The following is a 23998-nucleotide window of genomic DNA, read 5'->3' as shown; positions in this document are numbered from 1 at the left end:
GATAATTGGAACAACTTTTTGTGCTTTTTAATAGAGACTCAATAATAGAAATTAGAGGTAGTGATGTCGTATTTCCCATTTATGATAGAATTGAATAATGAGAGATGCCTGATCGCAGGAGGCGGAACTGTTGCATACAGAAAGGTGTGCAGCATGCTGGAATTTGGCGCGGTGGTCACGGTGGTGTCCCCGGAGTTCTGCCCGGAGCTTTTAGAACTGGCGGAGCGATTGTGTGTATCGGATAAATATAGTTCAGGACATCTCACACTTGTGAAAAGATGCGTGCAGCCGCAGGATATTGACGGTGCATTTGTCGTCATAATGGCGACGGACGATGAGAAGGTCAACCACGACATGGCTGAGCTCTGCAGGCAGCAGCGCATACTGGTAAATGTGGTGGATGTGAAATCGGATTGTGGATTCTACTTTCCGGCGATCATAAAGGATAAAGAGGTCGTGATAAGCGTTTCCACCGGAGGACAGAGTCCGGTGCTTGCGGGAACGATCAAGAGAAATATAGAGAGCCATTTAGGCAGGAGTTATGGCGACATAGCGGAGCGGATGGGTGAGCTCCGGGAACAGATCAAAGCACAGATAGACGGTGAGGAAGAGCGAAAGAAGGCATTTCAGCAAATGGTTAGGAGTCTGTTAGATGAGAGTTGAGAATGGACATGGTAAAAATAAACCGAATATTCGTAAATTTGCGGAGAATGACATGGCAGATGGATTCAATAGTGACGGCTTGGATTGCGAAAGCGGAGGACAGAAAAAAACAGTAAAGGTTGGAACCCGCGGTAGCATGCTTGCTCTTGCTCAGACTGAACTGGTGATAAAGGCACTCAAGGAGAGATTTCCCCAGATTGATTTTCAGATGATTACAATGAGTACCCGGGGGGATCGGGACACCAGTAGAGCGCTTCTGGAATTCGGAGGCAAAGCGGTATTTGTCGAGGAGTTCGAGGAAGCTATACTTAAAGGAGACATAGACATAGCGGTACACAGTGCCAAGGATATGCCGATGGAGATCATGGAAGGTCTTACTATATCGGGTACACTTCCGAGGGCCTGTCCGCAGGACGTTCTCATATATAAAAGCGGCAGAATATTTGACAGAAACGAGAGTTTCGTGGTGGGAACCAGCAGCCTGAGAAGGCAATACCAGATAAAAGACATGTATCGAAATGCTGTGTGCAAGAACCTGAGAGGAAATGTCGGCACCCGCATACAGAAGCTGGAAGATGGCGAATACGATGCCATCATTCTTGCAGCGGCAGGGCTTGAGCGCCTGGGAGTTATTGAAGACAAAGGCAATGACGGCACAGAATGCTTTGAAGTGCACAAGGACGAACTTACATTCAGATACATCAGCACAGAGTCCATGCTTCCGGCAGCATGTCAGGGAATCATAGCCATAGAGACGCGAACATCTGGCGAAGCATACGACATGGTGAGGACGATAAATGATACCGAGGCATACACACAGCTCACATGCGAGCGCGCAGTTCTGAATCGCCTGAACGCCGGCTGTCACGAACCGATAGGCGTGTACTCAGAACTTCATGGCGACCACATGAAGCTAAGCCTGATGAAAGCAGATGCGGCTTTATCGGACAAAGAGAAAGATGAAGAAATCCAGATACACAGAAAGACGGTAGAAGGAAACACCGCAGAATGGGAACAGCTGGTAGAGGTGTTGATAAAGTAGGTTATAGCACACCCAGCGTATTGGAGAACAAAATGGTATATTTAATAGGCGCAGGCCCCGGCGATCCGGGACTAATCACGGTGAAGGGCCTGGAATTCATAAAACAATGCGATACAATCATATATGACAGGCTTGGCACCTACCAGCTTCTGGAGATGGTGAAGCCGGACTGCCGCAGGATATACGTCGGCAAACAGGCGGGCAGCCACTACAAGAAGCAGCCTGAGATAAACGAGATACTTGTTGAGGAAGGCCGCAAAGGCAACATGGTGGTGCGCCTCAAAGGTGGCGATCCATTTGTATTTGGAAGAGGCGGCGAGGAAGTGACCGCACTTCTAGAAGCGGGGATCCCATTTCAGGTGATACCGGGAATAACGTCCGCCGTGGCGGTTCCGGAGGTGTGCGGCATACCGGTGACCCACCGCGGAACGAGCAGAAGCTTTCACGTGATAACAGGACACAAGCGGGCGGACATACACAGATCTGATGAAGGTGGTTTAGATGACTACGACTACATCAGAAATCAGGAAGGGACAAGCGTGTTCCTGATGGGGCTGAACAGACTGCCACAGATCATGGAGAGACTTGTTCAGACTGGGGCGGAGGAACATACTCCGGTCGCGGTCATTTCCAAGGGAACCATGCCAGGGCAGAGGATAGTCCGCGGCGATATACAGACAATTGCGGACAAGGTGAACGAGGCAAAGCTTGAATCTCCTGCGATCATAGTTGTGGGTGAAAATGCAGCGTTGGATTTTACAGCACCAAACAGAGGACCGCTTCAGAATGTCCACGTTGGACTTATTGGAACGCCAAAGCTTCGCGAGAAGATGAGAGTTGCAATAGATGCACTTGGCGGCCAATCCTACAGCATAGTGGATATGAGCGTGGAGCAGACAGAGGAGAAGAACAGGCTGCGCATGGCTCTGGAACATATAGAAGATTACAGCTGGCTGGCATTTACCAGTCAGAACACCATAACCCTGTTTTTCAAATGGCTCAGGGAGTGGAATATAGATGTCAGAAAACTGGCTCATCTGAAACTTGCAGTGGTCGGCGCCGGAACAAGGGACGCACTTAAGGTTGAGGGATATATAGCGGATTACGTGCCGGACGAGTACACCACAAGCGCCCTTGCTATGGGACTTGCAAATGTGATGAATGACGGAGAGAAACTTCTCCTTCCGAGGGCAGTCCAGGGCAGCGAGACGATGCTTGACATACTTGATCAGGGCGGTGTGGTATATGAGGAGATCCCAGTTTATGATGTGGTTGGACGCAGGATGGAGAGCATACAGTATCTGAAGGATCTGGATGTGATAACATTTGTCAGCGCATCAGGAGTCAGAGGATTTCTAGATGTTCTTGATGCAGAGGAAAAAAACTGCGGTGTGGCTCATATGTTGAATGATATAGATTCATGTGGGGATCATACGGACAATACAGACGGCAGTTTTAAAATACATGATATAATGAAGAATATCCGCATAGCGGCACTTGGAAATGTGACCGAGAAGGCTTTGGAGAAGGCTGGTTATCATGCGGATATAGTTCCGGAGGTTGGTGATATCGAGCACCTTATATCAGCCATCGGTGATTATTATTTTAGAGAAAAGAGGCAGTAACATGATAAGACTCAGAAGACTTCGCGGAAGCGAGGCCATCAGAAATATGGTTAGAGAGAACAGGGTTAACAAGGAGGATCTTGTATACCCGATGTTTGTGGCGGAGGGCACAGGGATCAAGAATCCTGTTGATTCCATGCCAGGCATATATCAGTATTCACTCGACACATTTGAGGAGGAGCTTCGCAGAGTGGCGGACGCCGGAATCAGCGCGGTTCTCCTGTTCGGAATACCGGCTCACAAAGATGAGGTTGGAAGCAGTGCATATGATGATCAGGGAATCATGCAGAAGGCGGTCAGAAGGATAAAAGAGCTGTATCCGGATATGATAGTCATAGCGGACATTTGTCTGTGCGAGTACACATCACACGGTCACTGCGGAATTATCCATGACGGCAAGATACTCAACGATGAGACTCTTCCATATCTGGGCAAGATGGCTGTATCACTTGCAAAGGCTGGCGCAGACATGGTGGCTCCGTCGGATATGATGGATGGACACACCGCATACATCAGAAAGGCACTTGACGACAACGGGCTGACGGATGTACTGATCATGGGTTATAGTGCGAAATTTGCATCTGGTTACTATGCACCATTTCGCGATGCGGCACATTCTGCACCACAGTTTGGAGACAGAAGGACATACCAGATGGATCCCGCAAATGGCAGGGAGGCTCTGAGAGAGTGCGAGGCGGATATCGCCGAGGGAGCAGACATAATCATGGTCAAGCCGGCACTTGCTTATCTGGATGTAGTCAAGGATGTGAGAAACCACACGGACTATCCGATAGCGGTGTACAATGTCAGCGGCGAGTACTCCATGGTCAAGGCAGCTGCGGCAAATGGCTGGATAGACGAGAAGAGGATCGTCATGGAAAACATGACAGCCATGAAGAGAGCCGGCGCAGGGATCATCATAACTTATCATGCTATAGACGTGGCACACTGGCTTGAGTCGGAATCAATATGACGGAGTCATATTTCGGAATGATTCCGACGATCTGCCCCACTCGACGGAGGAGAGAGAGGCGTTTCCAAAGAGTCGGAATCATAAAAATTCACACAGGACGATAAATTATAGAAAGAAGAATGGCAATGACAAATTCACAGGATCTATTTGAGAAATCACAGAAGGTAATTCCGGGCGGCGTCAATTCACCGGTCAGGGCATTTGGCTCGGTGGGACGGACACCTGTATTTATGAAGAAAGCAAAAGGTTCACATATATTTGACGAGGATGGCAATTCCTACGTGGATTATGTTTGTTCCTGGGGCCCGGGAATTCTGGGGCATGCCGATGACAGAGTCATAGATGCGGTGAAGGCGGCTTGTGATGACGGACTTACATTCGGCGCACCGACAAGGAAAGAGCTTGAGATCGCGGAGCTGATAAATGAGCTCATGCCGTCAATGGAGCTGACACGAATGGTCAACTCGGGAACAGAGGCGGTGATGAGTGCCCTCAGAGTGGCGAGGGGATTTACAGGCAGAGACAAGATTGTAAAGTTCCGCGGCTGCTATCACGGACACAGTGATGGACTTCTGGTCAAGGCGGGCTCGGCGGCACTCACACAGTCAGTTCCGGACAGCCTGGGAGTTCCAAAGTCGTATACACAGCATACAATCATAGCAGAGTATAACAACGAGGACAGCGTAAAGAAGTTATTTGAGGCGGAGGGCAAAGACATTGCCGCAATCGTGGTCGAGCCGGTTGCCGCAAATATGGGAGTCGTTCCACCACATGATGGATTCCTTCAGTTCCTCAGGGACATAACAAATGAGTACGGCGCACTTCTTATATTTGATGAGGTCATCACAGGTTTCAGACTCAGCCTTGGCGGTGCCCAGGAATACTTCGGGGTAAAGCCTGATCTCACAACACTTGGCAAGATAGTCGGAGGCGGAATGCCGGTGGGAGCATACGGCGGACGCCGCGATGTCATGAGCATGGTGGCACCACTTGGCGGAGTATACCAGGCGGGAACTCTGTCGGGCAATCCGATAGCCATGACAGCCGGACTCACAACGCTCCGCATACTCCAGAAGGAAAAGGATACAATATATCCGGCGATAGAAAAGAGCACAAGGCAGATAGCCGACACAGTCAGAAGCACATTTGGCGACACAGTCCATGTCAACCAGATAGGCTCACTGATGAGCGTATTCTTCACAGATCAGGAAGTGGTGGATATGGACACGTCAATATCCAGCGACACCGCAAGGTATGCAAAGTATTTCTCATACATGCTGGACAACGGAATCTACCTTGCACCATCACAGTTCGAGGCAATGTTCGTATCTTACGCACACAGCAAGGAAGACGTATCCAAAACCTGTGAGCTGATAAAGAAATACAAAGAGAACTAGAGAGACTTAGTAGGTCAGAAGATGTCTCATTAAAAAGGAATTTATATTCCTATATTGTAGAAATAATTAGATAAGTATTAAAAGAGTGGTTTGGAAATAACATAATAAAACTAACGGTTATCGAAGAGTAAGCTGTCATGTTTATGTGATGCTCCAAAGGCGAGTAGCACATAGACGACGGAAGCTTGTCGCTCCTTGCTGAGCGGGAGCCCCCCTGCCCTTATAGGGGGCGGGAGCGAATGCAAATAATGTGTCAAGTTTTCTGTGAAAACTTGACATGTAGCGTCAGCCCTCGCCGAAGGCGACTTTTGATGGGCTGATGTTCAATTCAGGAGTTAAGACAAGGTGACAGAGTCGTGCGTAGCCTTGGAGCATCACATAAACATGACAGCAACCTTCTTCGACAAGGAGGAAATATGAGAGATTTGGTTATTGTGGGCAGCGGCCCTGCGGGTCTGTCCGCCGCAGTCTACGCCAAGAGGGCGATGCTGGACGTGGTGGTACTGGAGAAGGAGGCATTCTCCGGCGGGCAGATCGTGAATACAGAGCAGGTTGACAACTACCTTGGACTGCCGGGCATAAGCGGCTTTGACATGGGTATGAAGTTCAGAGAACACGCGGATACATTTGGCGTGGAGTTTGATGACAGAGAGGTGACAGCCATCGAGGATTACGGTGATCACAAAAAGGTCAGCCTGGAGGATGGCAGCAACATAGAGACAAAGGCGGTTCTGATAGCCACGGGTGCAAAGCACAGAAAGCTTGGCGTTCCCGGTGAGGAGGAATTCACAGGGGCAGGAGTTTCTTACTGTGCCACATGTGATGGAGCGTTCTTTAGGAACAAAGAAGTCGCAGTTGTGGGCGGAGGTAATATAGCTCTTGAGGATGCCCTGTATCTGTCAAAGATGTGCAGCAAGGTACATCTGATCCACAGAAGAGATGAGTTCAGAGGCGAGAAAATACTCGGAGCGCAGGTGCTTGAGACTGAGAATATAGAATTCCACCCATTTGCGCAGGTGACAGAGATAGGCGGAACGCCGGGCAAGCTGGAACTCAAGGTCGCTGTTAAGACACCGAAAACAGTGGACGGACAGGCAGACAGCAATTTCACGCTTCCGGTAGCCGGTGTATTTATTGCCATAGGAACAAGCCCTATCACAGACTTCCTCGGTGACGTTGTGGAGCTTGATGACGCTGGTTATGTTGCAGCGGGCGAGACCGGACAGACCAGCACACCGGGAATATTTGCTGCGGGAGATGTGAGGACCAAGGCAGTGCGCCAGGTGGCGACAGCAGTTGGAGATGGTGCAGCAGTTATCCATTATGTTGAGGAATACCTGAACGGATTAAAAAAGAAGGTATAACTTGAGTATCTGATCAGCAACATATGGTAGGCAGTATAGAAACATAATCATAAAAATCAAGTGAATTAAACGGAAAATAATTGGCACGGAGATAAGGTAAGAACATCAATGATATAACTGCTTTTTCTCCCTGCCAAAAAAAATAAAACTAATTCATAGTAATTCTATAGGTAAAATATAACAATGAACAGGAGGCGGAAAAATGTTAATATCATCAAAGGGACAATATGCACTGAGACTCATGGTAGATATATCGATAAACAGCGGCAGCACGGTTACTGTCAAAGCCGTAGCCAGAAGATGTGGATTGTCTGACAAATATCTTGAGCAGGTTACATCTTCTCTGCTAAAGGCAGGATATTTAAGGAGCGTGAGAGGTCCGAGAGGTGGTTACCGTCTGAACATGCCGGCGGAGGAGATCACGGTTGGGATGGTGCTAAGGGCGATAGAGGGCAGGATATCACCAATCGATAACAGAGTTGATGAGGATGGCGACACCAACATGGTCATGAACGATGTCATTGGAGAGGTGTGGGATGATCTTGAGTCTGCCATCAACAATGTCCTTGACAACAAAACCATCGCCGATCTCACCCGGGAGTACAGTGACCGGATCGGATACATGTACTCAATATAAATCAGGGACGGAGGGGACAGGTACCTCCGTCCCCGGAGGGGCAATAAGATTTCAGTTGAAAAAAAACTTATTTTGTATATAGTTGTAGTGGGATATATATCATATTAGGAGAATAAGAGATGTTAACACAGTTTTCGAGAACGGAGCTGCTATTTGGCAAGGAAGCCATGGACAAGCTGGCAGGCTCTAAGGTAGCGGTATTTGGAATAGGCGGAGTTGGCGGTTATGTATGCGAGGCGCTGGTCAGAAGCGGTGTCGGAGCATTTGACCTGATAGATGACGACAAGGTGTGTCTGACAAATCTCAACAGACAGATCATAGCGACAAGGAGCACAGTTGGAAAGTATAAGACCGATGTTATGAGGGACAGGATGCTTGACATCAATCCAAATGTGGAGGTTGAGGTACACAAATGTTTCTTCCTTCCGGAGAATGCGGATGACTTCCCTTGGGACAGCTACGACTACGTAGTCGACGCGGTGGACACCGTGACAGCCAAGATCGCTCTTGTCATGAAGTGTAAGGAGAAGAACATTCCGATCATCAGCAGCATGGGTGCGGGAAACAAGCTTGACGGAAGCCAGTTCAAGGTTGCAGATATATACAAGACAAAGGTGTGCCCTCTTGCGAAGGTCATGAGAAGAGAACTGAAGAAGAGGGGCGTCAAGAAACTCAAGGTCGTATACTCTGAAGAGATTCCGACAAGGCCGATCGAAGATATGGCGATAAGCTGCAGAAACAACTGCATTTGTCCTCCGGGTGCAGAACACAAATGTACAGAGCGCAGAGACATCCCGGGCAGCGTGGCATTTGTGCCATCAGTCGCAGGGCTTATAATAGCCGGTGAGGTGGCAAAGGATCTCATCAGGAGGTAATAAAAAAGGACGCTGAGAAATCAGCGCCTTCTCCATAAAAATACCAGAGTTCCAAGCAGAACCGCACCACCATAGATGAATGGTGCATTTTTGTCACTGTTCATAGTTCTTTCCGTATAAGATACGGATGGATTATTCGGGTTGTAATATATTGCGATGGACGACATGGAGTTGTAATTTGTTATACCGCGGACGGAAAGAAAACCATTGTGCAATACTCCGGACTGGTCGCGGTATTCATAGTTGATATGGGTTCTTTTACTGAATCTTCTGACAGATGTGATATCGGCGGATGTTCTGGTATAGTCCCGCTCGATACGGCATGCCTTACCCCGTATGGAAAGACCGATGACCACAGCTATGATGAATGATGCTATTGGAATAATGTAAGTCGTATAAGGTAATAGTCTGAAAAAAATACTGATAGAATCCCCTGATGTTAAAATCATAATATACCCCCTGAAATTGTTGTTTCCCCAAAATGTCAGACATGAGATCCCTATTTACATGCCGGACTTGTATGTGTAGATTATAATATAAAGAAGACTGGTTGAGAATCCATTAATTTAAGCGGATAAGTCTGTTAATATAGCAAAATTCAGGTAATAAATATATTACTGTTTGCACTGCCACTCATGGTGGTCATAAGCTCAGTCATATTCGCATTTGCCAGAAGTGATAACATGGTGATAATAGGCCAATAATATAATAGAGAATATACAAAAGGAAGATGAACGAGATGGATAATAAAGAAGAAAAGAAGATTATAAGACAGGAGTTTCTGACAGGTGAGAGAGCTCTTTTCATGGAAAAAAATCTCGATATATATGATACGATATTTGACGACGGCGAGTCTCCGCTTAAGGAGAGCCGCGGCATAAATCTGTACGGCAGCATGTTCAAATGGAAGTATCCGCTGTGGTACAGCAAGAACATTGTTGCGGAGGATTGCCACTGGTTTGAGATGGCGAGAGCCGGAGTCTGGTACACTGATAATATCGCGGTGAGGCGTGCACTCATCCAGGCGCCAAAGAACTTCCGCAGATGTAAAGGGCTGGAGCTTACGGATGTGACATTCACCAATGCGGAGGAGACACTGTGGAGCTGCGATGACGTGACAATGGATCACGTGACAGCAAAGGGCGACTATTTTGCCATGAACAGCAATAATATGAAGATAGACGACCTGAAGCTTGACGGCAACTATTCATTTGACGGATGCAGGAATGTAGAGATAAGAAACTCCAATCTGCTTTCAAAGGATGCATTCTGGAATACCGAGAACGTGACCGTATATGATTCATTCATATCGGGCGAGTATCTTGGCTGGAACGCAAAGAACCTCACCCTGGTGAACTGCACCATCGAGAGCCTTCAGGGCATGTGCTACATCGACAACCTTGTGATGAAGAACTGCAAGCTCATCAACACAACACTTGCATTTGAATATTCAACAGTGGATGCCGACATCTGCAGCAAGATAGACAGTGTCATGAATCCGACGTCAGGGACCATCAAAGCCCAGCACATCGACAACCTGATAATAGAAAAAGACAAAGTAGATCCGTCAAAGACAAAAATAATAGTACAGGACTAAACGAGTTTAAGATTTGGTGATATATCATAACGTAAATGAGATTCCGCGGCTGCTGTGGTGAAACGAGTTGGCACATATAGAGTGCTCAATCGGTAGTGAAGTCGACTGAGCATTGCTGCTTCTTGCCGGAGCGGCGCAAGCAACGCCCTTATCGCTTGCAGAGCGCAGTGCAGATAGAAGCAAAGCAAGGCGAGGGAAGACGAACGTGATGGAGCACTCTATATGTGCCAGCCGTTTGCCACAGCAGCCGCGGAATCTCTCCATGAAGTGGAGGGACAAACATGAAGTTTGATTTTGACAAGGTTATAGACAGACGCGGCACAGGCTCCCTGAAGTGGGACGTGCCGGAAAACGAACTGCCAATGTGGGTGGCAGACATGGACTTTCAGACGGCTCCATGCATCAGGGAGGCACTGGCAGCCCGGGTGGAGCACGGAATATTCGGATATTCCATCATCCCGGACGAGTGGGCAGATGCCTACGTGAACTGGTGGGGCAACAGACACGGATTTGCGATAGATAGGGATTGGCTGGTGTTCTGCTCCGGAGTCATCCCAGCCATATCAACGGCGGTGAGAAAGCTCACCACACCCGCAGAGAATGTTGTAGTGCAGACCCCTGTCTACAATATTTTCTTTAATTCTATATACAACAATGGGCGAAATATATTGGAAAGCCCTCTGAAATACGACGGCGATGGATATGCCATGGACTTTGAGGATCTTGAGGCAAAGCTTGCAGATCCACAGACCAGCCTCATGATACTCTGCAATCCACAGAATCCTGCGGGGAAGATCTGGGATAAGGAGACACTTGCCCATGTGGGAGAGCTATGCGCAAAGTATGGTGTGACGGTCATCTCGGATGAGATACACTGCGATCTCACCGATCCTGACAAGGAGTATGTGCCATTTGCCACGGCATCCGACACATGCAGGGATATAAGTGTGACCTGTATTGCGCCGACAAAGACCTTCAACATAGCTGGAATACAGACCGCAGCAATTGTGGTTCCGGATAAATTCCTGAGACACAAGATGTGGAGAGGACTGAACACAGACGAGGTAGCCGAGCCAAATGTATTTGCGGTGGATGCGGCTATAGCAGCATTTACAGATGGTGGCGAGTGGCTGGACAGTCTCAGGCAGTATCTGTATGAGAACAAGCAGTATGTGAGAAAATTTGTATCTGAGAATATCCCTGACATGAAGGTGGTGTACTCGGAGGCAACATACCTTCTCTGGCTTGACTGCAGTAAGATAACTGACAACGCAAAACAGCTTTCAGCATTTATCAGGAAGAACACCGGACTCTATATGTCGCCGGGACTTTCATATGGTAAGAACGGAAAGGCATTTATCAGACTTAACATCGCATGTCCAAGGTCGATCATGGAAGAGGGCATGAAGAGACTTGCCGAGGGAACCACGGCATTCAGAAAAATGAACGCAGAGACGGTAAACATAGACAATGCGGCTAAAAAAGGAGATATAGATGAGTAGCAGTGAAAACTTGCTGAAGGACATGATATCTGGAAAGTCGATGACCGCATCCCAGCAGATAGGACTTACGGTCAGGCTCAGCATCCCGGCGATCCTTGCCCAGATCTCGTCCATTGTCATGCAGTACATCGATGCATCCATGGTGGGGCGTCTTGGTGCAAATGCATCGGGAGCCATCGGACTTGTTTCGTCCACGACATGGCTGTTTGGCGGGCTATGCATTGCGGTGACTACAGGATTTACTGTGCAGATAGCCCAGGCTGTGGGGGCCGGTGAGGATAAATCTGCCAGAAATATCATGAAACAGGGACTCATAATAGCCCTGTGCATAAGCGTCATACTCGCACTCATTGCAGCAGTGATAAGCACACCGCTTCCGAGCTGGCTCGGCGGTGAAGCTGCTATACAGAAGATGGCAAGCCAGTATTTCCTTGTGTATATGCTGGGACTTCCTGCTCTGCAGATGAACAGCATAGCGGGCGGTATGCACCAGAGCTCCGGAAATATGAGACTCCCAGGTATACTTAATGTCATGTGCTGTGTGATGGATGTGATTTTTAATTTGTTCTTTATATTTCCGACAAGAATTGTAAATTTAAGTATTCCGTTTTTATCCAGCGTAAGGCTGGCTGGTTCTCAGATGGCAGGAACGGTTCAGGCAGGAGCCTTTGGTTCCCATTTGTCAACACTTGTGCAGTCTGAAACCTCGATGAATGGACTGACATTTACCATGCCGGGACTTGGACTTGGCGTTGCTGGGGCGGCACTTGGAACCATCACTGCTGAAGCAGTTACCTGTGCCATCATGGTCACTGCACTTCTTTGGAAGAACAGGACACTCCATTTAAGAAAGGGAGAACGTTTAAGATTTCACAGGGATACCCTTGCCAAGGCGGTGAAGATTGGAGCACCTGTGGGTCTTGAGCAGATGGTCATGTGCTCAGCGTATGTCATGTCCACAAAGATCGTGTCACCGCTTGGAACGATAGCCATCGCAGCCAACTCATTTGCGGTTACTGCGGAGAGCTTCTGTTACATGCCGGGGTACGGAGTACAGGCGGCATCAACCACACTTGTGGGACAATGCGTGGGAGCAGGACAAAAACAGTTGTCCAGAAGAATGGCATGGATTACAATGGGATTAGGTGTGTCGGTTATGACCATTGGCGGAGTCCTCATGTACATAGCAGCTCCGTCCATGATAGGTGTGCTGACACCGAACGAAGAGATAAGAAATCTTGGGGCGGCAGTGCTGAGGATAGAGGCATTTGCCGAACCATTTTATGCCGCATCCATAGTTGCATCGGGAGCACTCAGGGGAGCCGGGGACACTTTGGTTCCTAGCTGCATGAACTTTGCAAGTATGTGGTGTGTGCGGATACCGCTTGCAGCCATACTTGCACCTAGAGTCGGTCTCTACGGTGTATGGATCGCCATGTGCGTGGAGCTCTGTTTCAGAGGAATCCTGTTCACCACAAGGCTTAAACGGGAAAGATGGATGCGGGTGTTTGACGAACATTAAATATGATGTTTTATAATTGCAAGGCATGATTAAACTTGCAATAAAACATCGTTAAACAGGGAGGAAAATATGCCAGTATTTGATTTCAGCGGAAGTGACAACAAGAATAAGAACATAGTTACATATGAGACATTTCAGTCATCGGAAAGAACAGCCACAGCAGAGAAACCGATAATGCTCCTGGAGAACTCGACCAGGAAGTGGGCGCACCACTCCGGCGGAAAGTTCACAAATCCGATCAAAAGGACAGCATTTGAATTTGACGAGGTGGACGGAGTTCAGTCTGCCGACATATTGAAGATAGATGCGAGATTTGTAAGCCTTCTCAAATGGCTCGGCGAAAATCATATCAACGTCCGTCTGTCAGGAGAGAACAGACCGGAAGGCTATGCAGTATATAAGATAAGGGAGACCGAGTTCGGCGGCGGGGCAAAGCTGTCGGCAAATGACGGATTCCTCCAGTTCATGATAGAGCGACTTCTTGCAAGTGATGCCCCTTCAGAAGAGGAGAAATCCGAGGAGGAAGAAGAGGAGGAGGCACTTGGCGACGACATGAAACTCACAAGCATGCAGAGTATCATTGATTTCATGCACTGTGCCGGAAGAACGCTCCCTGACAATATAAGACTGTGGGCGAGAAGAAATCTTGCGGTTGCGAGATCCAGCGAGGTATCACCGGAGGAGAGACGCCACGCCCAGAGAGCACTTTCCATGGCGATGAACATCAGATGGAAGAGCAATTACTTTGAGGCGATAGATCCGGAAGAGGCCAGAAGGATACTGGACGAGGAACTCTACGGAATGGAGAAGGTAAAGCAGAGGATCATCGAGACAATCATCCAGATCAACCGTACACATACACTTCCTGCATACGGACTTCTGCTCTGCGGACCTGCCGGAACAGGAAAGTCACAGATAGCCTATGCGGTTGCGAGAATACTCAGACTTCCATGGACGACCCTTGACATGAGTTCCATCAACGATCCGGAGCAGCTTACAGGAAGTTCAAGAGTATATTCCAATGCCAAGCCGGGAATCATCATGGAGGCATTTTCACAGGCTGGAGAATCTAACCTCGTATTCATCATCAATGAGCTGGACAAGGCAAATTCCGGCAAGGGCAACGGCAATCCTGCCGATGTACTGCTGACACTCCTGGATAACCTGGGATTTACCGACAACTACATGGAGTGCATGATCCCGACAAATGGCGTGTATCCTATAGCGACGGCAAATGACAAGGAGAACATCAGCAAGCCGATCATGTCGAGATTTGCTGTTATAGACATACCGGATTACACCCCGGATGAGAAGAAGGAGATATTCAACAAATTTGTTCTGCCGAAGGTGCTCAAGCGCATTGGACTTGAAGGGAGCGAGTGCATCATCCTTCCAGACGGCGTGGATGCTGTCATCAAGAAGTGCGATGGCGTGACTGGAATCAGAGATATAGAGCAGGCTGCAGAGCACATAGTTGCACATGCGCTTTACCAGATTGAAGTAAATCACGTTCAGAGCGTGACATTTGACGGAGCTATGATAGAGGAGCTTTTGAGCTGATTATCGTCATATTACACAATTTACATTACGGAAAGTATTATGGTATACTCTTCTTATGAAACAAGTTTCATGGACTACAGTCTGAAATTCATAAGGAGAGTATATTTATATATGGCAAGTATAAGAGACGTTGCGAAGGAGGCGGGGGTCGCCATCTGCACGGTGTCGAGACTTATCAACGGCACGGCAAATGTTGAACCTGAGACTCAGAAGAAGATAGAAGATGCGATGAAGAAACTGGATTATGTTCCAAATGAGCTTGCGCGAGGCATGTTCAAGGGCAGATCAAACTCCATTGCGATGTTGGTTCCAAATATCCAGCACCCATGGTTCTCATCACTGGCATCGGAGATAGAAAAGATACTTTATGAGAAGAAATACAAGTTTATGCTGTTTTCAACATCCGATGACAAGCAGAGGGAGAAGGAGTGTTTCAAGCTGTTAAAGTCCAACATCGTGGATGGGATCATATGCGGAACGTCGGCATGTACGGCGAAGGAATACCAGAAGATAGATAAGCCGATGGTCATGCTGGATTATAAGGTTGGCAGCAAATTTCCTGTCGTAGTGTCGGATCACAAGATGGGCGGACAGCTTGCTGCCCAGGAATTTATAAACAGTGGATGCAAATATGTCATCCACATATCAGGAATCAAGGTAGATAAGAATATCATGTCATTTGAGTGCCATGAGGAACTAGATAGAGTCCTTGCCGAGAATGGGATAAAATCCAGACGAGTTCCAATACAGTGGAACGACTTTGATTTTCATGGATATTTTGAGATGGCAAAATGCATACTGGAGGAGTATCCTGACGTGGATGGGATATTTGCCGCAGACATGCCAGCGATAGCATTCCTTAAGGCGGCACTTGCCATAGGCAAAAAGATTCCTGATGACCTGGCGATCGTGGCATACGACGGAACGTACATAACCAACGCCAGCACGACAAGGCTCACATCGATACATCAGCCGTACAAGGAGATCGCCCAGGAGGCAGTACGCCAGCTTATGGAGATGATCGACGGACCGGAGGAGGAAGATGATGCCGAAGGACAGGTTGAAAGTGCAACCGCAGATCAGATCGACAGCGCAAAAGAGAGAAACACACATATAGACGGAAATCTTATACTACTTCCGGTGAGCGTAGAAAAAGGCGATACAACTTTATAGTATGATTACGAAAAGAAGTTCATGAAGAGAAAATGAGGTGCCACTCAAAAATCATGAACTTCTTTTTTGTGTGGGTACAAAACATAAAAAACTTACTAAGAGCACAAAATACAAAAATCTATAAATCCCCTATTGACGAAACATGTTTCATATGATAATCTTAATGCAAATGAAACATGTTTCATTTAAGCGCTTATGAAATGTGTTTTATCGGAACAATATGAATGATAGCGAGAATTAACAAGAGGGAAAATTCAAAGCAAGAAAAGGAGAAAAGGTTATGAGAGCAAAGAAATTAGTAGCATGTGCACTTTCAGCAGCTATGATGCTGGGACTTGCATCCATGACAGGATGTGGTTCAGCAAAGAAGGATTACGATCTGTATATTTACAACACAAAGTCCGAGATCGCAGACAGTATCCAGGATCTGTGCAAGGATTATGAGACAGAGACAGGAGTTAAGGTTAAGGTTTACACATGTGGTACACAGGAGACCATGGAGACACTCAGATCTGAGATGAATTCCAAGAACTATCCTACACTGTACGCGATAAATCAGGCACAGTTCACAGAGTGGAACGAGGGCGGATTTGTACTTCCATCAACATCAGTAAAGAATGAGGAGTTAAAGTCAATCTACGATTCAATTCCAGAGAGCATGCAGCTCGCAGATGAGAGCGGAGCAAGCTGCGGAATCCCTTACAACGTAGAGGGTTACGGACTTATCGCAGATACGCAGATGATATGTGATGTATTTGGACTTGACAGCGCAGACGCATTTGTCGCTGATTACAGAAGTGCCGATTATGAAGAGTTCACAGGCATGATCAAGGCAATCGATGATTACATAAACGGCAAGGGTGGTGAGAAGGTTACACTTTCAGGCAATGCATACACCACGGCAAAGGACAAGACAGCCACAACAGAGAACATGAACGGAGTATTTGCAATCGCAGGCGCAGAGAAGTGGACATATGCAAACCACTATACAAACTACGCACTGAATGCAGTATTCCCTAACTACAATGCAACGGCAGCAGCTACAAAGGAAGATGTTGATAAGCTTGAGGAGCCACTTGTAAAGATGGTTCAGGAGCTTGACATGCTTTCAAGCTACACAGCAGGACCAAGCGGCAAGGTAGAGCGTGGATCAGAGTACATCAACTCAACAGTGACAGGATATGATCAGGCAGTTCAGACATTTGCCGAGGGTAAGGCAATGTTCATCAAGCAGGGTAACTGGGTATACGGAACCATCGCAGGTGTGGATGCAGACAAGGCATCAAGACTTACGATGCTCCCAATGAAGGTCAACCTTGAGCAGAGTGACATCTCAGCTGAGGGCGTTACAGTTGACAAGATGAACAGCTCAATCCCTGAGTTCGTTTCACAGTATTACGTTATCAACAAGAAGGATTCAGAAGAGGAGCAGAAGGCCGCTGAGGACTTCCTTGTATGGCTCTACACATCAGATACAGGAAAAGATTACATCACAAACAAATTCGCATTTGTCCCATTCAACGCAGACGAGAGCGAGAAGCTTGAGAATCCGCTCAGCAATTCACTTGTATACTATATGAGCAATGACCTTGTGATGGGCAATGACTTCGATGCTTTCCCTGAGTCATGGGGACTCAACACCATCGGTGCAACTATTCAGGAGCAGTTGTTTACAAATCCTGATCAGTGGGATGAGAACACTATAAGAACAGGTGTGGAAGATGCACTGACAAAGTGGAAGGACAGCATCAAAGAGTAATCGGTGCTAAATGGGATGTGTCAGGTTTTCTATGAAAACCTGACATGTAGCGCCAGCCATTTGCCGAAGGCAAATTTTGTATGGCTGGTGTTCAATGTAGGAAAGGAAAAACTATGAAAAGATTTTACAAGAGAAAATTCTGGTTTATGGTTCTGCCTTCTATAGTGTTGTTTCTGCTGGTTATCATAGTTCCTTTTATAGAGGGTGTGATCTACTCCTTCACCGAGTGGAGAGGTTCCTACTTCGTAGGTGGGGAGCACTGGTGGAATGCACTGGTGGGACTTAAGAATTATACAAGCATATTCAAGTCGAAGGATTTCCTTCAGTCACTTGGATACACGGCCATATATGCTGTACTCGCAGTAATAGCACAGAATGTTGTCAGTCTTCTTCTGGCACTCATGATCAAGAAGCTTACCAAGGGCAAGGGACTTTTCAGAACGGTATTGTTCCTTCCATATGTACTTGGAATGCTCGCCATGGGTTATGTATGGCGTTTCATATTTGAAAATGTATTTTCACAGACGCTGTTCGGAACAGACGGTGTGGTACACGTAGAGGTGCTCAACAACATGCTTCAGAATCAGTGGAAAGCACTTCTGGCATATGCGATCGTTGGTGTATGGCAGGTTGCAGGTTATTACCTGATAATCTACCTCAACGGACTCAACAATATTTCAGAGGATATTTATGAGGCTGCCAGAATAGATGGGGCTACGGGCTGGACAAGCTTCAGGAAGATCACACTTCCGCTTCTCATGCCTTCATTTACGATAGTGCTCTTCATGTCACTGGCAAACAGCTTCAAGATGCTTGACCTCAATGTTTCACTGACAGAGGGCAATTTCGGAACGACCATGATATCCTACATGATACTGAAAACAGTAAGAGAGAGCTCTCCTCCGGCATACGGAGAGGCGCAGGCACAGGCAGTTATATTCTTCGTTATCATTGCAGTTATATCTATAGCTCAGGTAATGATCACTAAGAGAAAGGAGATTGAATCATAATGGGAGTAAAAGGCAAGATCAAAAGAGCACTCATAGTGGTTATACTCGCTGTATTGGCAATCGTGACCATATTCCCGATATGGTTCCTGATCGTCAACTCATTCAAGGGACAGCAGGAGATAGTAGCATCTCCAATAGCTCTCCCGAAATCATGGAATCTGGACTATCTGAAGAATGCAGCTGAGCAGATAAATCTCGGCAGCAGCCTGCTTCAGACAGTACTCATAACAGTTGCGGCAGTGGCACTTATCGTGGTCATATCTTCATTTGCCGCATGGGCAATTGCCAGGACAGATTCCAAGGTGGCAAATATACTCTTCATAGCATACACAGCAGCCATGCTCATACCTTTCCAGTCAGTTATGTACCCGTTGGTATCGCTGATGGACAAGCTGGGACTCAAGAACACACCGGGTCTGATCCTCATGTACGGAGGATTTGGAATCAGTATGTCGGTTCTGCTGTACAGAGGATTCATCAAGAGCATCCCGTTGTCACTTGAGGAGGCAGCCATGCTCGATGGAGCAAATATATTCCAGATATACAGATATGTGGTCATGCCGCTCTTAAAGCCGACGACCATGACAGTTGTCATCACAAATGCAGTGTGGATATGGAACGATTACCTTCTTCCATTCCTCGTAATAGGAAATAACGACAAAAAGACGCTCACGCTGAGCTTATATTATGCAAAGAGTCTGTCAGGACAGTACGGAAATCCATGGGAGCTCATCTTCCCTGCAGTACTTCTCTGTATCATCCCTATTGTGATCATATTCATCATTCTTCAGAAGAATATCATCGAGGGAATTTCAGCCGGAGCTGTGAAAGGATAAACATAAAATATGGACAAAAAATGGTGGAAAGAGGCGGTATTTTACCAGATATACCCTAGAAGCTTCTATGATAGCAACGGAGACGGCATAGGAGATCTGAAGGGGATAACCGAGAAATTGCCGTACCTCAAAGAACTTGGCGTGACCGCTGTGTGGATATGTCCATTCTTCAAGTCGCCTATGAAGGACAACGGATATGACATATCGGATTACTACGATGTGAATCCTGAGTTTGGAACCATAGAGGATGCGGATGAACTTATAAGATGTGCAAATGAAAATGGCATCAAGATCATCATGGACATGGTCATCAATCACACATCAGACCAGCACAGATGGTTCCAGGAGGCGTGCCGGGACAGACACAGCAAATACAGAAATTACTATATATTTAAGAACAACATAGATGGACTTGCAGATCTCAGATCTAATTTCGGTGGAAGCACATGGACACAGATTGAGGATGGCAGCTGGTATTTCCATTCATTTGCGAAGGAGCAGCCGGATCTCAACTGGGAATGTGAGGAGATGAGACAGGAGCTCTACGACATGATGAACTGGTGGCTCGACAAGGGAGTTACCGGATTCCGAATGGATGCCATCACATTTATCAAGAAAGACCTCTCATTCCCGCCTATGCCGTCAGACGGCGAGGACGGCAGATGCGATGTTGGCAAATGCTGCCTCAACAGGCCGGGAATAGATGAGTTCCTTCACGAGTTAAAGCTTAACACATATGGCAGAGGAGACTTTGTGACTGTCGCAGAGACTCCTGGAGTTCCAAGTAAGGATTTGGACAAATACATTGGAAGAGATGGACATTTCTCCATGATATTTGACTTCAGCTACACAGACATAGATATCAATCCGGGCGATCTCTGGCTGCACCAGAGAGACTGGACGATAGAGGAGTTCAAGGACAAGCTGTTCACCAATCAGAGACTCGTGAAAAAGATTGGATGGGCGGCGAATTACCTGGAAAACCACGATCAGCCTAGAAGTATAGGCAAATACTTCCCAGCCGGTGATATACCTGAATACAGGACACAGATGGCAAAGGCGCTGGGCGCGTTGTTCTTCTTCCTGAAGGGCACGCCATTTGTATATCAGGGACAGGAGCTTGGAATGATCAACACTCATTTTGACAATATAGATGAGCTCGACGATATCAATTCCAAGGGACAGTATGCGAGATGCCTTGAAGCCGGATACAGTGAGACTGAGGCGATGGAATCCGTAAATATAAGGAGTCGTGATCAGTCAAGACTTCCAATGCAGTGGAACAGCGAAAAAAACTTTGGATTTTCAGCGCATGAGCCATGGCTGGCATGCAACAATCAGTGTGACCTCCAGACGGTGGAGCTTGAGAGCGTTGATAAGAATTCTGTGCTTAACTTTTATAAGGCGATGATACAGCTCAGAAATCACTCAGAGTACACACAGACTCTCATCTACGGAGACCTGGAGGATGTGGAGACGGATAATGCAGGAATCATAGTGTACAGGCGCAAGCCGGTTCAGATTGAGTGTGCATGTGGAACTGGAGCAAATGCAGAAAGCACAGACAGAACGGTATATGTTGTTGTCAACATGACCGGTGAGGATGTGGGCTATGCAATTCCTGAGACTGCGGATGTGCTTATGGGTAATTATGCGGATTATGATGGTACGCTCAGACCTTATGAGACTGTGGTGTACGCGGTGTAGGCCGGAGCTGGCAGAAAAAGCCTGAATATTGGTGGAGACTGATTGAAAATTACAGTTGGTCTGGTATCAGTATTCAGGCTTTTTTCGTTGTCTGTATACTTTTGGGATACTTTGCTCAAATCTATAGACAAAGTGAATGGATCATTAAATGCAAGATATGTCTTAATGTTCAAAGCGTATTCACAGTTCAGAATAATCACCCAACTTAACCATCAGCAGTACCATATTTGGTCAACTTTTTTCCATATAAAATATAATACCCAGATATTAAAATAGCTGTATAAAAAGCAGTCAGACATGAGATTTAAGAGCAGAGGGTGCGCAGTGTACAGGCGTAACGGAGGTTGTCTGCTCAGACAAATAAATGGAGAAAAGGAGATACACTTATGGGTATTATATTTCACGAAGAGACACAGACATTTCACCTTACAAATGGTGAGATAAGCTACATCATGACGGTGCTCCCGAACGGACATCTGGGAAATCTGTACTATGGTAAGGCGATAAGGGACAGAGAGGATTTCTCACATCTGTTGGAGCTCGTCCAGAGACCTATGTTCCAGTATGTATATGACGATGACAGACTGTTCTCACTTGAGTCAGTGAAGCAGGAGCTTCCTGTGTACGGAACCACAGACTACAGAGCACCGATGGTTGAAGTCCTTCAGTCAAATGGCAGCAGGATATCAGATTTTGTATATGTATCACATGAGGTAAATGCGGACAAGCCAAAGCTTGAGGCACTGCCGGCAACATACACAGAGAATGATGACGAGGCAGAGACATTGATCGTCACATTGAAGGATTCACTCACAGGCATAAAGGCGAGAATGCTTTATACAATATGGAGCGACAGACCAGTCATAGCAAAGAGCGTAGAGTATGTAAATGAAGGCACAGAGGCGGTACATCTCACCACTGCTTACAGCATGTGCCTGGATCTCCCTGATCCTGATTACCAGTGGATGCAGCTCTCGGGCGCATGGGCAAGGGAGCGCCACATAATAACAAGAGACCTCGAGCAGGGCTTACAGTCGATAGGCAGCAACCGTGGTCATTCATCCCATGAGCACAATCCGTTCATCGCATTGAAGAGAGAGACAACGGACGAGAACCAGGGAGAGGCGATTGGAATAAGCCTTGTATACAGCGGCAATTTTAAGATACAGGCAGAGGTTGACACGAGAAATACAGCCCGTATTCTGGCCGGAATAAATCCGGATACATTTGACTGGAAGCTCGATGCAGGAGAGCATTTCCAGACTCCTGAGGCAGTTATTGTGTATTCAGACCAGGGACTCAACAAGATGAGCCAGACATTCCACAAGCTGTACCAGAAGAGACTTGCGAGAGGCGAGTGGAGAGACAAGCCAAGACCAATCCTTATCAATAACTGGGAGGCGACATATTTTGATTTCACCAGAGAGAAGCTCATAGCCATCGCACAGAAGGCAAAGGAGTGCGGAGTTGAGCTGTTCGTTCTTGACGACGGCTGGTTTGGAGCCAGAACCACAGACCATGCAGGGCTTGGAGACTGGGTTGCAAATCCAGACAGACTCCCGGAGGGAATCACAGGAATTGCAGAGGATATAGAGAAGGTAGGTCTGAAGTTCGGACTGTGGTTCGAGCCTGAGATGACAAATAAAGACTCAGACCTCTACAGAGAGCACCCAGACTGGATACTTTCAGTTCCAGGAAGACATGACTCACACGGAAGATTCCAGTACGTTCTGGATTTCTCCAGAAAAGAGGTCGTTGACAGAATATATGAGATGATGGCAAAGATACTCAGCACGGCAAAGGTGTCATATGTGAAGTGGGATATGAACAGAAGTATCACCGAGTGTTATAGTGCGGCTCTTCCGGCTGACAGACAGGGTGAGGTGTTCCACAGATACATACTTGGTGTGTATGATCTGTATGAGAGACTTACGAGCACATTTCCACATGTACTCTTTGAGTCATGTGCCAGCGGCGGCGGACGTTTTGATCCGGGTATCCTCTACTATGCACCACAGGGCTGGACAAGCGATGACACGGATGCCATAGAGAGAGTCAAGATCCAGTATGGAACGTCCATGTGTTACCCGATCAGCAGCATGGGAAGCCACGTGTCGGTTGTGCCAAATCACCAGACAAGGCGAGAGGCTCCGCTGAGAACCCGTGCAAATGCTGCATACTTCGGAACATTTGGCTATGAGCTGGATCTAGGCAAGCTTACCGCTGATGAGATAGAGGAAGTCAAGGAGCAGGTCAGGTTCATGAAGGTATACCGTGAGCTGATCCAGTACGGAACATTCTACAGACTTGCAAGTCCATTTGAAGATGAGGAGTGTGGCTGGCTGGTCGTGTCAGACGATAAGAAGACCGCCATAGTTGCGTGGTTCAGAACGCTCTACACACCTAACAAATGTTTTACAAGAATGAAGCTTCACGGTCTTGATCCGGATGCGTTATATAGCTGCAATGTGCTCGGAGGACAGGCACTCACAGTGAGCAAGACACCGGATGGAAAGCTGATATATGAGAAAGTGTCAGAAGACAAAGGAGAGGATTCTGCAGTCAATGTCATCGCAGGCCCATCATGCTATGGCGATGAGCTGATGAACCTCGGACTCATCACCAGCGACACATCGGCGGGAGAGATAGTCGGAGAGGATATGCCTTGCGGAGACTATGATTCCAGACTCTATGTGCTCAAGGCAGAGTAAGCGGGTTTGCGAAAAAATTTTCCTGAATATAGTCCAAAATAATAG

The 23998-nt window shown here is 47.1% G+C and carries 19 protein-coding genes; 18 read left to right on the top strand and 1 reads right to left on the bottom strand.

Annotation, left to right across the window (positions count from 1 at the left end; genetic code table 11):
- Positions 1 to 63 precede the first annotated feature (63 nt).
- From DXB91_RS03700 to DXB91_RS03665, 8 genes are all read left to right on the top strand, one after another.
- The gene (locus DXB91_RS03700; protein ID WP_243002945.1) at positions 64 to 663 is read left to right on the top strand and encodes a precorrin-2 dehydrogenase/sirohydrochlorin ferrochelatase family protein; all 600 of its coding nucleotides are present in this window, start codon (positions 64 to 66) and stop codon (positions 661 to 663) included.
- Positions 653 to 1705 (top strand): hydroxymethylbilane synthase, encoded by a 1053-nt coding sequence (gene hemC / locus DXB91_RS03695; protein ID WP_118016853.1) that lies wholly within the window; start codon positions 653 to 655, stop codon positions 1703 to 1705. Before DXB91_RS03700 ends, hemC begins: the two co-directional genes overlap by 11 nt.
- A gap of 32 nt (positions 1706 to 1737) precedes the next feature.
- Positions 1738 to 3330, top strand: a complete 1593-nt coding sequence (gene cobA / locus DXB91_RS03690) for a uroporphyrinogen-III C-methyltransferase (RefSeq protein ID WP_118016852.1) — start codon at positions 1738 to 1740, stop codon at positions 3328 to 3330.
- 1 nt (position 3331) lies between these two features.
- Complete coding sequence (gene hemB, locus DXB91_RS03685) at positions 3332 to 4303, top strand: porphobilinogen synthase (protein ID WP_044998093.1); 972 nt, start codon at positions 3332 to 3334, stop codon at positions 4301 to 4303.
- 119 nt (positions 4304 to 4422) lie between these two features.
- Complete coding sequence (gene hemL, locus DXB91_RS03680) at positions 4423 to 5700, top strand: glutamate-1-semialdehyde 2,1-aminomutase (RefSeq protein ID WP_118016851.1); 1278 nt, start codon at positions 4423 to 4425, stop codon at positions 5698 to 5700.
- A 416-nt stretch (positions 5701 to 6116) separates the two neighbouring features.
- Entirely contained in the window at positions 6117 to 7064 is a 948-nt protein-coding gene (locus DXB91_RS03675) for an NAD(P)/FAD-dependent oxidoreductase (protein ID WP_117875213.1), read from the top strand.
- Between the two features lie 202 nt (positions 7065 to 7266).
- A complete protein-coding gene (locus DXB91_RS03670; RefSeq protein WP_015534740.1) occupies positions 7267 to 7701 on the top strand; it encodes an RrF2 family transcriptional regulator in 435 nt (144 codons plus the stop codon).
- A 119-nt stretch (positions 7702 to 7820) separates the two neighbouring features.
- Positions 7821 to 8576, top strand: coding sequence for a tRNA threonylcarbamoyladenosine dehydratase (locus tag DXB91_RS03665; protein WP_004851697.1), 756 nt, complete (start codon positions 7821 to 7823; stop codon positions 8574 to 8576).
- Positions 8577 to 8596: 20 nt separating this feature from the next.
- Here the strand turns inward: DXB91_RS03665 and DXB91_RS03660 are convergent, their stop codons facing one another.
- Complete coding sequence (locus tag DXB91_RS03660; protein ID WP_015534741.1) at positions 8597 to 9025, bottom strand: DUF3592 domain-containing protein; 429 nt, start codon at positions 9023 to 9025, stop codon at positions 8597 to 8599.
- A gap of 290 nt (positions 9026 to 9315) precedes the next feature.
- Between DXB91_RS03660 and DXB91_RS03655 the strand changes: the two genes are divergently transcribed.
- From DXB91_RS03655 to DXB91_RS03610, 10 genes are all read left to right on the top strand, one after another.
- Complete coding sequence (locus tag DXB91_RS03655; RefSeq protein ID WP_118016850.1) at positions 9316 to 10173, top strand: DUF3737 family protein; 858 nt, start codon at positions 9316 to 9318, stop codon at positions 10171 to 10173.
- Positions 10174 to 10454: 281 nt separating this feature from the next.
- Positions 10455 to 11675 (top strand): MalY/PatB family protein, encoded by a 1221-nt coding sequence (locus DXB91_RS03650; protein WP_118016849.1) that lies wholly within the window; start codon positions 10455 to 10457, stop codon positions 11673 to 11675.
- Complete coding sequence (locus DXB91_RS03645) at positions 11668 to 13197, top strand: MATE family efflux transporter (protein ID WP_015534744.1); 1530 nt, start codon at positions 11668 to 11670, stop codon at positions 13195 to 13197. Before DXB91_RS03650 ends, DXB91_RS03645 begins: the two co-directional genes overlap by 8 nt.
- A 69-nt stretch (positions 13198 to 13266) precedes the next feature.
- Positions 13267 to 14757, top strand: a complete 1491-nt coding sequence (locus tag DXB91_RS03640; RefSeq protein WP_118016848.1) for an AAA family ATPase — start codon at positions 13267 to 13269, stop codon at positions 14755 to 14757.
- Between the two features lie 111 nt (positions 14758 to 14868).
- Positions 14869 to 15930 carry a LacI family DNA-binding transcriptional regulator gene (locus DXB91_RS03635; protein WP_055145491.1) on the top strand — a complete coding sequence of 354 codons (1062 nt, stop codon included), beginning with the start codon at positions 14869 to 14871 and terminating at the stop codon, positions 15928 to 15930.
- A gap of 280 nt (positions 15931 to 16210) precedes the next feature.
- On the top strand, positions 16211 to 17689 hold the full coding sequence (locus DXB91_RS03630; RefSeq protein WP_118016847.1) for an ABC transporter substrate-binding protein: 1479 nt from the start codon (positions 16211 to 16213) through the stop codon (positions 17687 to 17689).
- 113 nt (positions 17690 to 17802) lie between these two features.
- Positions 17803 to 18699, top strand: coding sequence for a carbohydrate ABC transporter permease (locus tag DXB91_RS03625; protein ID WP_044998090.1), 897 nt, complete (start codon positions 17803 to 17805; stop codon positions 18697 to 18699).
- Positions 18699 to 19535, top strand: coding sequence for a carbohydrate ABC transporter permease (locus DXB91_RS03620; RefSeq protein WP_015534748.1), 837 nt, complete (start codon positions 18699 to 18701; stop codon positions 19533 to 19535). Before DXB91_RS03625 ends, DXB91_RS03620 begins: the two co-directional genes overlap by 1 nt.
- Positions 19536 to 19544: 9 nt before the next feature.
- Positions 19545 to 21242, top strand: a complete 1698-nt coding sequence (locus tag DXB91_RS03615) for an alpha-glucosidase (protein WP_118016846.1) — start codon at positions 19545 to 19547, stop codon at positions 21240 to 21242.
- A gap of 386 nt (positions 21243 to 21628) precedes the next feature.
- A complete protein-coding gene (locus tag DXB91_RS03610; protein ID WP_118016845.1) occupies positions 21629 to 23953 on the top strand; it encodes an alpha-galactosidase in 2325 nt (774 codons plus the stop codon).
- Positions 23954 to 23998: the final 45 nt, after the last annotated feature.

The sequence above is a fragment of the Coprococcus sp. OM06-34AC genome (genome assembly GCF_003462545.1).
Classification (GTDB): Bacteria; Bacillota; Clostridia; order Lachnospirales; family Lachnospiraceae; genus Coprococcus; species Coprococcus aceti.
This window is presented reverse-complemented; position numbering and strand designations above follow the sequence as displayed.

Bases quoted from the DNA above. Each gene is read 5' to 3' on its own strand.
- DXB91_RS03620 (WP_015534748.1), top strand. From the start codon at position 18,699: ATGGGAGTAAAAGGCAAGATCAAAAGAGCACTCATAGTGGTTATACTC.
- DXB91_RS03675 (WP_117875213.1), top strand. From the start codon at position 6,117: ATGAGAGATTTGGTTATTGTGGGCAGCGGCCCTGCGGGTCTGTCCGCC.
- hemB (WP_044998093.1), top strand. From the start codon at position 3,332: ATGATAAGACTCAGAAGACTTCGCGGAAGCGAGGCCATCAGAAATATG.
- cobA (WP_118016852.1), top strand. From the start codon at position 1,738: ATGGTATATTTAATAGGCGCAGGCCCCGGCGATCCGGGACTAATCACG.
- DXB91_RS03610 (WP_118016845.1), top strand. From the start codon at position 21,629: ATGGGTATTATATTTCACGAAGAGACACAGACATTTCACCTTACAAAT.
- DXB91_RS03670 (WP_015534740.1), top strand. From the start codon at position 7,267: ATGTTAATATCATCAAAGGGACAATATGCACTGAGACTCATGGTAGAT.
- DXB91_RS03700 (WP_243002945.1), top strand. From the start codon at position 64: ATGTCGTATTTCCCATTTATGATAGAATTGAATAATGAGAGATGCCTG.
- DXB91_RS03630 (WP_118016847.1), top strand. From the start codon at position 16,211: ATGAGAGCAAAGAAATTAGTAGCATGTGCACTTTCAGCAGCTATGATG.
- DXB91_RS03660 (WP_015534741.1), bottom strand. From the start codon at position 9,025: ATGATTTTAACATCAGGGGATTCTATCAGTATTTTTTTCAGACTATTA.
- DXB91_RS03655 (WP_118016850.1), top strand. From the start codon at position 9,316: ATGGATAATAAAGAAGAAAAGAAGATTATAAGACAGGAGTTTCTGACA.
- DXB91_RS03650 (WP_118016849.1), top strand. From the start codon at position 10,455: ATGAAGTTTGATTTTGACAAGGTTATAGACAGACGCGGCACAGGCTCC.
- DXB91_RS03625 (WP_044998090.1), top strand. From the start codon at position 17,803: ATGAAAAGATTTTACAAGAGAAAATTCTGGTTTATGGTTCTGCCTTCT.
- DXB91_RS03615 (WP_118016846.1), top strand. From the start codon at position 19,545: ATGGACAAAAAATGGTGGAAAGAGGCGGTATTTTACCAGATATACCCT.
- DXB91_RS03665 (WP_004851697.1), top strand. From the start codon at position 7,821: ATGTTAACACAGTTTTCGAGAACGGAGCTGCTATTTGGCAAGGAAGCC.
- hemL (WP_118016851.1), top strand. From the start codon at position 4,423: ATGGCAATGACAAATTCACAGGATCTATTTGAGAAATCACAGAAGGTA.
- DXB91_RS03635 (WP_055145491.1), top strand. From the start codon at position 14,869: ATGGCAAGTATAAGAGACGTTGCGAAGGAGGCGGGGGTCGCCATCTGC.
- DXB91_RS03640 (WP_118016848.1), top strand. From the start codon at position 13,267: ATGCCAGTATTTGATTTCAGCGGAAGTGACAACAAGAATAAGAACATA.
- hemC (WP_118016853.1), top strand. From the start codon at position 653: ATGAGAGTTGAGAATGGACATGGTAAAAATAAACCGAATATTCGTAAA.
- DXB91_RS03645 (WP_015534744.1), top strand. From the start codon at position 11,668: ATGAGTAGCAGTGAAAACTTGCTGAAGGACATGATATCTGGAAAGTCG.